Here is a 10,546-nt window from a genome sequence, read left to right as displayed (position 1 = left end):
CCGGATCGAGGTCGACCCGGAGATCTCCGCCGAGGACCTCGAGGCGGCCGTGATGGCAGAGGCGCGCGTGCAGGAGCTGCTCGAGGGGCAGACGGTCCGCAAGGTGATCGTCCGCGCCCCGAAGATCGTCAACATCGTGGTGTGATATTCAGGCATTCCCTGCCATGACCTGCACATCTCTCGTGCCTGGTCGTGACACTAACAGGTGCATGCAATAGAAACAAGCGGTACGCTTAGGCACGCACTAGCAGCACGTTAGTTGCACGACCAGGACGGGGGACGCATGGCCGGCAAGACCCGACGCACGCGCCGCAGCTTCGGCGCGCTCCGCAAGCTCCCCTCCGGTCGATACCAGGCGAGCTACCTCGACCCCCACGGCAACCGCGTAAACGCCCCCGAGACATTCACGACGAAGACCGACGCCGACGCCTGGATCGCAGTACAGCGCGCCGCCCTCGAGACCGGCACATGGAAGCCCCGCGACAACACGCTGTTGTTCGGCGAGTTCGCCGAGTCCTGGCTGACGACTCACCAGATCCGCGAACGCTCCCGCTACACCTACCGCAACACGTACGAGCACTCCGTCGCGCCGACGTTCCGCGCCACTCCGATAGGCCGGATCACGGCACCGATGGTCCGCCGCTGGTACGCCGCGCTCCCCCAGGATCGTCCTGCCGCCCGCGCCAACGCGTACAGGGTCCTCGCGCAGATCCTCCGCGCCGCTGTCGACGAGGGAGTGATCCCGGAGTCCCCCGCGAGGATCCGCGGCGCGTCCACCTACTCCGTGAAGCGCGAGGGCCGCGCCCTGACCGTTGACGAGCTGCTGACCTTCGCCGAGCACGTCCCCGCCGACCGCCGGCTACTGATCCTGCTGGGCGGGTTCTGCGCCCTCCGACCCGGCGAAGCACTGGCCCTGCGCCGCCGCAGCGTCGACACGAAAGACCACGTGCTGCATGTACGGGAGACGGCGAGCAACGGCGGGAAGACCGTGAAGGCCGTCGGCCCCGTGAAGACCGCTCGGAGCGTCCGGGCCGTGCACTACCCCGAGACGCTGGACGACATGATCCGCACGCAACTCTCCGATTACGCCGCCCCCGGCCCGGCGGGCCACCTGTTCCCCTCCCCCGTCGCGAAGGACAAGCCGCTCTCCTACAGTTCGTTCGCGGCGACGTTCCGGCATGCCGCGAGAGCAGCCGGCCTCGAGGATCTGCGACCGCACGACCTCCGGCACTCCGGCCTCACCCTCGCAGCGGCGACGGGCGCGACGACACGGGAGCTGATGGACCGCGCCGGCCACACCTCCCCTGCCACCGCGATGGGATACCAGCACGCCGTGAGAGACCGGGACCGGCGGATCGCCGACGCTCTCGGGGCCGCTATCACCGCCGCGAACACCCGCAAGAACGGAGCCGATGATGACCACTGAGACCGTGCGGATCTACTGCGAGGACTCCGATGCGTTCCACGAGCGGCGTGGGCGTACTGAGATCGCAACCATGCGGCGGCGCACTGCGACCGAGCCCGACGGGACGATCGGGTGGTTCGAAGTTGAGCACCGGCGCGGCAAGCGCAAGCGTTCAGGAATCGACCTCGATGCCTGGATCGCCGGGAGGGAATACCGGCCAGTCGGAGAGGTGCTCCTAGATCCTGATGGCGGCGTGATGACTCCCGGCGCTAGGCGCTCAGCATCGCTCAAGTCTGAGCGGAACGTGCGACTGTCATATGAAACGGCTGACGGTGACGTCGTGAACCTTCCTCCGACACACGATGTCGACGCTGCCCGCACCCGTAACAGCTTCTCCTGCCCCTGTGGTCTGACGGTCCCCGTTCGCGGCGAAACACTGTGGCCGATCCTCGACCGCCTCGACTCGGAGGGCATTCCGGAGATCAGCCTGCGCGCGCTGCGCCGGCTTGCCGCGTAACGGTGCCAGAAACGGCAGGAATCATGTGGTACTCTCCCCACTAAGAGCCGGGCAACTTACCCGGTGACAGAGCCTCCGGCCCTGTTTCTCCTACCTCACCAGCGTGAGGCGTTGAAACACGCCCGGAGGCTTCTATATGTCCCTCGCGACAACCCCTCGCGCTAGGTACGTCACCCTCTCCGACGCCGCCGACTACCTCAGCGTCACAGAACGCACGATCCGCAACTTCATCGCCCGCGGCGAGCTGACCGGCTATCGCGTCGGCACCCGCGCCATCCGCGTCGACCTGCGCGAGCTCGAGGCGATGCTGACCCCGATCCCCACGGTCGGTGGTGGTCGCCGGTGAGTCACCGCAAAGAAAATCGCCCCGGCGGAGGATCCGAGGCGACTTCCCGTAGCACCCATCACAGCGCTACAGCAGATGTCCCCGAGTCTACCGTCCCGGCCCGGATCCCGCACCTGACCGCCGCTGACATCGCGCTCAGCCGGCCCCTGTACCTGCTCGTGGTGAAGACGCCCGCCGAGCGGGTCATGCGGCGCACGTACCTGTCTCTGCCCGCCGCTGAGAAGGCGGTGCGCCGAGCGCAGGCGCGCGGGTCCGCGGCGACCCTCGAGCTGCACCGCGTGGTCCCGTACAACGTCGGCCACGAGCTGCACGGCGACGAGGACGGGGGTGCCCGATGAGCGCACCCACCATCGCCGAGCTGAACCTGCCGTGCCGGCTCGACCCCGCCGGCCTCGACTGGGAAGAGCGGTGCGTCGTCGCCGGGATCCTCTCGACCCCGCCCGCGACGGCACGGGAGACCATCGCTGCGCTGCGCGCCGGGGACTTCACCTCCGCAGCGCTCGAGACCATCGTCCGCGCCACCGACCGGAACCTCCGCACCGGACGGCGACACACCCGCGCAGCGATCACGCAGACCGCCGTCGAACACGGCCTGATCCGCGACGAGCACCGAGTGGCGTTCGAGCGCCTACTGCACGACATCGGAGACGACGTGATCGGCGGCGAACTCGGAGCCGCGTACAGGTTCCTAATCATCTTGCGCGCCGCGCTCCGGTCCCTCGCGCAGATCGGGGACCGGGCAGCGCAAGCCGCCGCCGCGCACGCCCCGCACGAGGACCGGATCGACGCCGCCGGCCACGCGATCAACGAAGCGGGAGAGCTCGCCCCAGTCCTCGACGGGATCGCCGACCAACTGCTCACGACCGCGCAGCGTCTCCGTGACGAGGTGGTGCCGCTGTGAGCCACTTCGACAACCACTACATCGATCCGAGGCAGGGCGACATGCTCGACAGTCTGGACGCTTCCGACGGTTTCGACGGTTCCCCAGAGACCCCTTCCGCAACCGTCGAAGCGCCCCGGGCACCCGACGGTCTCGACCGTTCCGACGGTCTCGACGGTTCAGGAGAGACACCTAGGCGAACCGTCCTCGACGCCGTCCGCGAGCACCTCGGCCGCTACCTCGCCCCTGCATCCGACGACGATCTGGACACCCTCGCACTCTGGGCAGTGCACACGCACCTCGCCGCCGAGTCCTACACGACCCCACGACTGCTCATCACGAGCCCGATGCCGGGCAGCGGGAAGACCACCGTTCTCGAGCACCTCGAGCGTCTCGTCCCCCATGCGACCCCGATGTCCTCCGTGTCCTCGTCCGCGATGATCCCCCGGCTCATCGCGGCCACGCCGACCGTGCTGCTGATCGACGAGGCCGAGAAGGCGCTCAGCCCGAACCGCCCCGGGATCGAGGACGTGCTCGGCGTGCTCAACAGCGGGTACAAGGTCGGCGGATCCCGGCCCGTGCTCGTGCCGTCGAAGGAAGACGGCTGGCGCGCCGAGTCCATGCCGACCTTCGCACCCGTCGCCATGGCCGGCAACGCACCGGACCTCCCCGAGGACACCATGCAGCGCACCGTCATCGTGACGATGTTCCCCGCCCACGAGGGGGACGTCGACGAGTCCGACTGGGAACTGATCGACGTCGACGTGAGGGACCTCGGGCAGCGCGTCGGCGCGTGGGCCGACACGATCCGCGCCGAGCTCCGACAGACCCGCCCCGACGTTCCCCGCGGGTGCGTCGGACGGATCAAAGAGCGGTGGCTCCCCCTCAAGCGCGTGTCCGTGTTCGCCGGCAGCGACTGGCCCGAGCGCGTCGACCAGATGATCCGCAACGACCTCGACCAGATCGCTCGAGACCGCGAGGAGGGTCTCTCCACCATGCCCATCCACGTCCACCTCATCCGGGACCTTCACACCCTCTATGAAGAACAGGGAAGCGCATTCCTCAGCACCAAGGAGATCCTCTCCCATCTCATCGCCCGACACCCCGAACGGTGGTCCGCGTCCAGCACCTTCGGGCGTGACCTCACCGCGCAGCGCCTCGGACGGATGCTCGTCAAGAACTTCACCATCCGATCCGGCAAGGACACCGACGACACCCGCGGCTACCACCGGACGGTGTTCGTCCGCGCTTGGCGCGCAGTAGGGCTCGAGGACAGTTCCCGACGGTCTGACGACAGCCTCTCAGCTGAACCGTCGAAACCGTCTGAACAGTCCGAAGCGTCGGCCTGCCCCGGCTGCATGGAGCCCTACTGCGACGGCGACTGCGAGTCCACCCGATGACCGGCCTCGCCCGTCCCCGCGTCCGTCCCTGGACCTGGGACGCCGGCAAGCGAACCGAGACCGTCGGCGTCCAGATCCGCACCGGACCGCACGCGGTGTTCATCGCCGTGAAGGATCTTCGCCGGGTCGCCGACAACCTCCACGACCGCGCCGACGCCCTCGAGACCGAGGGGGCCGACCAGTGACCCGCGGAACCTTCGCCGTCCCCAACCACGCCCGCCCCGCATGGGACGAGCTGCACGCCCGGATCCTCGCCACCGGCCCCACACCCTGCGCCGGCCCGGACCGGAACGACTGGCTCGGCACCGCGCAGCAGCAGGACCGCGCAGCGCGAGCGTGCTTCGACTGCCCCGTGCTCGAGGCGTGCACCCGCTACGCGATCACCGCCGACGAGAGAGAAGGCATCTGGGGCGGCATGACCTCCGCCGAGCGGAAGGAGTGGGCCGCATGACCGCACGAGCACCGCCGAGGGTGCGGGCAGTCTCCGCACCCCGTCCCCGAGCGAAAGGCAGGCCCCATGGGCAAGCAAGCACACGACATCGGCGTCCAGAAGCGCCGCCGACAGAAGCTCGAACGACAGCGACTCGCCGAACTCCGCGGCGCGAAGCACCACCTCCACCTCCGATCCAGGAAGGCATGACCCACATGACCAAGCACATCCCCCAGGACCATCCCGTCGCGCAGCTCCTCCGAGCCTCCGCGAACTCCGGGCAGGCACTCACGGGCGGCGACCTCGCCTCCCTCGACGCCGCCTCCCAGCAAAGCACCGGCGGATCCTTCGCCGGCATGAAGCCCCGCATCACCGCGGCGTCTCAGCAGATCGCGGCACTGCACGCCGAGGGTCGATTCCAGGCAGCTCGAGAGCTCGCCGACGAGACCGCGTCCGAGCTCGCCGGGACCATGACCGAGCAGCAGCGGGCCATCACGTCCTCGAGCATCGCGAAGGCCGAGAGCAACGCCCGCGACCTCGAGGACATCGACGCGATGGTCCGCCGCGACCTCGCCGGCAACTGACCCCAGGAAGGGAACCACCACCATGCGCTACAGCACCAAGACCATCGACACCAGCACAGCCCGACACCTCGCCGGGATCGTCCGCAAGCTCGAACCCATCGGCGTCACCGTCCCCCGGAAGATCCTCGACGCCGTCACCCGCGCCGAGGAAGCCCTGCCCTCCCTCGAGCAGCAGCGCCTCGAGGTCGTCGGCATGGTCGGCCAGACCGGCCCCGACTTCACCAAGAGCATCGCCGACGGCGACCTCACCGGCGCGCAGATCCTCGCCCGCCTGGTCGGCGCGGACATCGACCCCACCCGCGTCAACCACACCTTCGCCGCCGCGCAGACCACCGTCGGAGCCACCCTCCGCAACGCCCTGCGAGACCACGGAGAGAAGTGGATCCCCGCCCTCCGTACCGTGATCGAAGAGCGGGCCGACATGGTCTACTCCGGCGTCTACGACCCCGACGCCCTCGACCCCAAGCGCGACCCCCGCGGTGCCGAGTACGCCCTCCGGGACGACGCCACCGCCCTCGCATGGGGAGAGCTCACCACCCTGTGGTCCGTCACCACCGTGTTCCACCAGTACGGAATCCTGCCCGGAACGCGCCGCCCCGACGCCTACCTGTTCTCCACCCCGACCGAGGTCCGCGGCGAGAAGGACCACCACGAATTCACGCGGTTCATCGTCATGTGCCGCGAAGAGCACGAGCCCTCGCTCTACACCGAGCAGGAAGTCCAGCAGTTCGAGGCCGAGCACGCCGAGCGCGGAGCGCCGAGCAGGCCTCGAGACCGATACACCGCCGCCGGATTCCAGCGCAGCTACTGAGAGGACACACAACAATGCTCATCCGATTCACCAAGAACAGCGGCGGACACTCCATCGGCGAGATCATGGACGCCGCCAACAGTCAGGGCGAGCGCCTCGTCCAGCTCGGCGTCGCGATCCCCGTCGAACACGGCAAGGACGGAAGGATCGTCATCAAGCGCAGCGACCGCAAGGTTCCACGACGCGACCGCAGCAGCACGACCGACGAGCAGGTCAGCGCGGTAGACTGACCGCGACGACGCGGTGACGAGAGGTGAGTCGAGAGGGTGGGGGGTGACCCCCTCCTCTCCCCCCCCTCCCACCGCCGGATAGCACCTCGGATCCTGCGTGCGCTTTTTCCCGAGTTTTTTCGTCTGACCAGCAACGATGCTCGGTCGGGAAACCTGACACTTCGCCATGATCTGCCATCACATAGTGTTTGCAGTTCGTGGCTTTATTTCGTCACGCTCCGGTAGACTGTGAGCATGACCTGCGAGACCTGCGGAGCACCACTCCGGACCTCTGAGACCAGGGGCCGGCGCGCCCGCTACTGCAACCCTGCGTGTCGGCAGAAGGCGTACCGTGCACGCCTCCGAGAGACTCCGATTCCCGAGCAGCTGCGGGCTGCTGACCGGTGGATGCGGTACAGGCTCAAGCCCCGCGCCGGGAAGATGACGAAGGTTCCTACGCAGGTGGACGGGCGCAACGCGAAGTCCACCGATCCGAGCACCTGGTCCACGTACTCAGAGGCGAGTACGTCGACCGTCGGCAACGGTCTCGGCTTCGCCCTCGGTCACAGGTTCGCGTGCCTCGACCTCGACGGCTGCGTGTCCCCCGACGGCTCGCTGTCCGAGCTCGCGCAGCGGGTCCTCGCCGACAACCCCGACGCCTGGGTCGAACTGTCCGTCTCCGGCACAGGCCTGCACGTGTGGGGGCTCATGGACGAGCAGCCCGGGCGGATGCTCCCCGGTCTCGAGGTCTACAGCCAGGGCCGCTTTATCGCGCTCGGGACCACGTACCGGCGGGGCGGGCTCCACCCGCTGACCGTTCCCGAGATGGTGGCCGCGTGAACCCCTCGGACGGCGGCGGGCACGACACCTTCGAATGGTGGGCCAACATCAATCTTCCAGCGCTCGGGATCCTAGTGTCGATTGCGGCACTCGTCGCTGCGATCTTGGTCCCCCTGGCGATCTTGAAGCGTCAACGGAGGATCGATGATGAACGGCTCGCAGACGAGCGCGCCCTTGCAGCACGGCAACTTGCCGAAGAGCGAGGGATCGCGCATGACAGTGCTGTGCACGACGAGAGGAAGCGGGCTACACGCGAGGTCATCGAACAGCTCGCGCCGTTCATCGGGATCAATCCGTTCCAAGAGGAACTTCACCCACGCATCGTCCGGCTGAGAGTGGCCCTCATGGTGCTCGTGGACGAGTACCCCGCCTCGCATCCGATCAACGAGCTGGTCGGTCTACAGCACCACCTTGGATCGTCGATCAACCGGGCGATCCTCGAAGAGGGACCACCCACGCGCCGCGCCAACATGAAGGAACAGGACTACGTTGAGGCGCTGCTCGAGCGGATCAATCCCCTCAGCTGGTGGGCAGCGCGCTTCACGAACGATGTTCGCCTCATCCAATCGGGCGACGTGGATGAGGATGAGATCAGGCAGCGCTCCCAGTTCGTCATGTCAGCTCTCGTGAACATCCACGAGAAGAACGGTTGGGGCACTCCTCCCGAGCCGAACCTCCGTCGCCGAGAGGACGATCCAGCGTGACTGCCGCGCGATGGAGCAGGGGGAGACACCTGTCTCCCCGTCGACTCCCGCCGAGCCGACGTTCGATCCCACGCCCGACTGGGACCCGGTCGCGTTTGCACGGCTTCATCCCTTCTTCTCCGACTGCTTCTCCTTCCGGAGCCTTGCCGGAACCCGATCGTCGCCGTCGGGGAGCTCATAGAGTTCACCCAGTCCGATCAGTGAGAACCCGAAGAGTATCAACGCGAGCACACCGAGTGCCGTCCAGCCTGCCCAGTTCTGGACGAAGTAGGCGGCCACCGCGCATCCCGCAGCTAGAGCGTTGAGCACCACCATGAGCGCGATAGTGCTCGTATCCACTCTCCGGACGCGCCGATAGTGCATCTCAGCGCTGAGGTCGTCGAGATGCTCTGGCATCTCGCGGCCTACTACAATCTTCTGGTCGCCCGGCAGGTCGCTCTGCAGTTTGGCGAGAACGAGTATGTTCTCCCGTAATCGCCGCTCAGGCGACCGATCGAGAACCAGTCTGAGGACGGTCACGAGCGAAGTTGCGAGGGCCGGGATGACCGGCACGATACGCAAGAGAGTGTCGAGCATGAGCAGATCATAGGCTCGTCGCAACACCGAGACCGGCGAGAACCACCCAGTTCTCCGCACCGACCGCACCATGAACAGGCGGCGACTTTCCTGACCTACAGTATGAACGAGGATGTTCCCCGCTCTGATGCGACTTGACCCTAGCTGCGCCGGCTACTGCTGTCGGCGGGCCTGCGGCCCCCAGAAGCTTGGTCCCCACCCCGGAAATCTCCCACGGCCCCCGCTCCGTCTACCGCTGGTGACACGACGAGTAGCGCCCTACCGGATCGGTAGACCGCTTCGCCGCCCCTCGTGCGCGTCGACGTTCGCGCTACGCCGCCCCGGCTCCGGGCAGTTCTGGTGGATTGTTCTCTAGCCGTGCCTACCTGTTCACCCCGGTGTACGTCGGGGCCGCGTGGGAGGCCGTGAAGGCACGCGGGGACGACCTGAGCCGCCCTAGACCGTCCACGATGGGGTGAGCTGGACTCACACCATCGCGGGCGGCGTAGGGCTCTCAGGAGTCGCTGTCGTCGTCCTGCTCGAGCCAGGGGAACTCTTCGGCGACGGATCCGACCTCGACGTCGTCGCCGTTGCGGTCGGTCAGCTCGACGGAGCGCAGTTCCCCGGATTCCTCGTGCACGACGGACACGTTCACGGGTGCGAGCGGTGCCGTAAGTTCGGTGTTCGCGGCCCCGAATAGGTACCCGGCCAGTCCCGCCGCGATGACAGCTCCCGCGATGGGGTACGCCTTCCGGCTCATCGGGCAGTCTCCGCGACGCGCTCATCCAGGGCAGTCGCGAACTGTGCAGCTGCACGCAACTGGGCTGCGAGCTCGACGGCTTCGGCTGCGTAGTAGACCACCACGTCGGTCTCGTCGGTGTGGACCTCGCAGCGGCCCGCCCAGTTCTCGCCGCTGTCGCGGAGCTCCTGGGGGAGGTAGACGACGAACGGCCCGAACCGGCGCGCGTGGACCGTCTCCCAGAGTCCCGCGGAACGCACCCAATGGTCCCGCTGGTCCTGGTCTGCACACCACGCAGGGCATAGCGACTTGGATGTCGTCGTCTTTCGGCCGGGGATCGTCTGGCGGTTCATCGATCCATCCCCTCGAGCAGTGCTCCGGCGGGGATCCCGCTCGCCTGGGCGTGGCGGAACAGGTCGGTGACGGTCTCGACGCCTTCGAGGTGAAGCTGCGCGGCCTGCGCGACGTGGGCGCGATGTGCAGCAGCGGTCAGCGCCGCACCGATTCTGCGGGCCTCGAGCGGGGAGAGCGCGAGGCCGGTGGATGCCCGCCCGCCGATGGTGACGGTCAACTCGACGTGCTCTCCGGGAACATCGACGTCGGCGTGCCCGCCGTCCAGCGCGACGCGCTCGGAGCGGATGGAAGGGTGGTCGGTATGCTGATCCATGGTGGTGCCTCTCGCTAGGTACTGCCCACGCCCGCCGGTGTTCGCGCACCGGGCGGGCTCTTTCATGAGTCCTACTGCACGAGAGACGCACGACCCGGCATAACTGCTGGTCAAAGGTGCATAGCTGAGATCGTCAACATCGTGGTCTGAGACCCGACGGTCCGAGGGCCCCGTCGCTCCGTGGAGCGGCGGGGCCCTCGCGCGTCCGGGCCGCGGTCGTGCCGGGGTCCGTGCTCGTGCTCGTGTTCTCGTTCGAGTTCGTGTTCGTGTTCGTGTTCGTGTTCGTGTTCGTGCTCGTGTTCGTGTTCGCGGAGAAGGGTCCGCGACCTTTCCTCCACATCGGGTCGCCGTCCACATCGGGGCCGGGGACCGGGCCGGACGGCGCGGACGACGCCTAGCCTCGCGCCATGGACACCTTCTGCGGATGCGACACCGAGACCCTGGACGAGCTGGCGGAGC

18 protein-coding genes are annotated in these 10,546 nt (G+C 67.7%); 14 read left to right on the top strand and 4 right to left on the bottom strand.

The window, feature by feature from the left end; translation table 11 throughout:
* Positions 1-283 precede the first annotated feature (283 nt).
* The 13 genes from ACOJSN_RS05725 to ACOJSN_RS05665 all read left to right on the top strand — a co-directional run bounded on the left by ACOJSN_RS05725 (position 284) and on the right by ACOJSN_RS05665 (position 8,126).
* The gene (locus ACOJSN_RS05725; RefSeq protein ID WP_420111545.1) at positions 284-1,426 is read left to right on the top strand and encodes a tyrosine-type recombinase/integrase; all 1,143 of its coding nucleotides are present in this window, start codon (positions 284-286) and stop codon (positions 1,424-1,426) included.
* Entirely contained in the window at positions 1,416-1,922 is a 507-nt protein-coding gene (locus tag ACOJSN_RS05720; RefSeq protein ID WP_420111544.1) for a hypothetical protein, read from the top strand. Before ACOJSN_RS05725 ends, ACOJSN_RS05720 begins: the two co-directional genes overlap by 11 nt.
* 136 nt (positions 1,923-2,058) lie before the next feature.
* On the top strand, positions 2,059-2,268 hold the full coding sequence (locus ACOJSN_RS05715) for a helix-turn-helix domain-containing protein (protein ID WP_420111543.1): 210 nt from the start codon (positions 2,059-2,061) through the stop codon (positions 2,266-2,268).
* Between the two features lie 161 nt (positions 2,269-2,429).
* Positions 2,430-2,606 (top strand): hypothetical protein, encoded by a 177-nt coding sequence (locus ACOJSN_RS05710; RefSeq protein ID WP_420111542.1) that lies wholly within the window; start codon positions 2,430-2,432, stop codon positions 2,604-2,606.
* Positions 2,603-3,169, top strand: coding sequence for a hypothetical protein (locus ACOJSN_RS05705; protein ID WP_420111541.1), 567 nt, complete (start codon positions 2,603-2,605; stop codon positions 3,167-3,169). The genes ACOJSN_RS05710 and ACOJSN_RS05705 overlap by 4 nt, the downstream gene beginning before the upstream one ends.
* On the top strand, positions 3,166-4,548 hold the full coding sequence (locus ACOJSN_RS05700) for a DUF3631 domain-containing protein (protein WP_420111540.1): 1,383 nt from the start codon (positions 3,166-3,168) through the stop codon (positions 4,546-4,548). Before ACOJSN_RS05705 ends, ACOJSN_RS05700 begins: the two co-directional genes overlap by 4 nt.
* On the top strand, positions 4,545-4,733 hold the full coding sequence (locus ACOJSN_RS05695; protein ID WP_420111539.1) for a hypothetical protein: 189 nt from the start codon (positions 4,545-4,547) through the stop codon (positions 4,731-4,733). The genes ACOJSN_RS05700 and ACOJSN_RS05695 overlap by 4 nt, the downstream gene beginning before the upstream one ends.
* Complete coding sequence (locus ACOJSN_RS05690; RefSeq protein ID WP_420111538.1) at positions 4,730-4,999, top strand: WhiB family transcriptional regulator; 270 nt, start codon at positions 4,730-4,732, stop codon at positions 4,997-4,999. Before ACOJSN_RS05695 ends, ACOJSN_RS05690 begins: the two co-directional genes overlap by 4 nt.
* A 185-nt stretch (positions 5,000-5,184) precedes the next feature.
* The gene (locus ACOJSN_RS05685) at positions 5,185-5,562 is read left to right on the top strand and encodes a hypothetical protein (protein ID WP_420111537.1); all 378 of its coding nucleotides are present in this window, start codon (positions 5,185-5,187) and stop codon (positions 5,560-5,562) included.
* 22 nt (positions 5,563-5,584) lie between these two features.
* Positions 5,585-6,373, top strand: a complete 789-nt coding sequence (locus tag ACOJSN_RS05680) for a hypothetical protein (RefSeq protein ID WP_420111536.1) — start codon at positions 5,585-5,587, stop codon at positions 6,371-6,373.
* Positions 6,374-6,387: 14 nt separating this feature from the next.
* Positions 6,388-6,603 carry a hypothetical protein gene (locus ACOJSN_RS05675; protein WP_420111535.1) on the top strand — a complete coding sequence of 72 codons (216 nt, stop codon included), beginning with the start codon at positions 6,388-6,390 and terminating at the stop codon, positions 6,601-6,603.
* Positions 6,604-7,023: 420 nt separating this feature from the next.
* Entirely contained in the window at positions 7,024-7,422 is a 399-nt protein-coding gene (locus tag ACOJSN_RS05670; RefSeq protein WP_420111534.1) for a hypothetical protein, read from the top strand.
* Positions 7,419-8,126 (top strand): hypothetical protein, encoded by a 708-nt coding sequence (locus ACOJSN_RS05665; protein ID WP_420111533.1) that lies wholly within the window; start codon positions 7,419-7,421, stop codon positions 8,124-8,126. The genes ACOJSN_RS05670 and ACOJSN_RS05665 overlap by 4 nt, the downstream gene beginning before the upstream one ends.
* A gap of 105 nt (positions 8,127-8,231) precedes the next feature.
* On the opposite strand, the gene ACOJSN_RS05660 is transcribed toward ACOJSN_RS05665, so the two are convergent.
* The 4 genes from ACOJSN_RS05660 to ACOJSN_RS05645 form a co-directional block, all read right to left on the bottom strand.
* Positions 8,232-8,702: a hypothetical protein gene (locus tag ACOJSN_RS05660; RefSeq protein WP_420111532.1), complete on the bottom strand. Its 471-nt coding sequence runs from the start codon at positions 8,700-8,702 to the stop codon at positions 8,232-8,234.
* A 493-nt stretch (positions 8,703-9,195) separates the two neighbouring features.
* The gene (locus tag ACOJSN_RS05655; protein ID WP_420111531.1) at positions 9,196-9,441 is read right to left on the bottom strand and encodes a hypothetical protein; all 246 of its coding nucleotides are present in this window, start codon (positions 9,439-9,441) and stop codon (positions 9,196-9,198) included.
* Positions 9,438-9,680: a hypothetical protein gene (locus ACOJSN_RS05650; RefSeq protein ID WP_420111530.1), complete on the bottom strand. Its 243-nt coding sequence runs from the start codon at positions 9,678-9,680 to the stop codon at positions 9,438-9,440. Before ACOJSN_RS05650 ends, ACOJSN_RS05655 begins: the two co-directional genes overlap by 4 nt.
* A gap of 89 nt (positions 9,681-9,769) precedes the next feature.
* Positions 9,770-10,087, bottom strand: coding sequence for a hypothetical protein (locus ACOJSN_RS05645; RefSeq protein WP_420111529.1), 318 nt, complete (start codon positions 10,085-10,087; stop codon positions 9,770-9,772).
* A gap of 218 nt (positions 10,088-10,305) precedes the next feature.
* Here ACOJSN_RS05645 and ACOJSN_RS05640 point away from each other — a divergent pair, with 218 nt between their 5' ends.
* Positions 10,306-10,485: a hypothetical protein gene (locus ACOJSN_RS05640; protein WP_420111528.1), complete on the top strand. Its 180-nt coding sequence runs from the start codon at positions 10,306-10,308 to the stop codon at positions 10,483-10,485.
* Positions 10,486-10,546 lie beyond the last annotated feature (61 nt).

This window comes from Pseudactinotalea sp., from assembly GCF_048594945.1.
In the GTDB taxonomy this organism is placed as follows: Bacteria; Actinomycetota; Actinomycetes; order Actinomycetales; family Beutenbergiaceae; genus Pseudactinotalea.
Note: the sequence above shows the minus strand (reverse complement) of the source record. Positions and strands in the feature narration are given on the sequence as shown.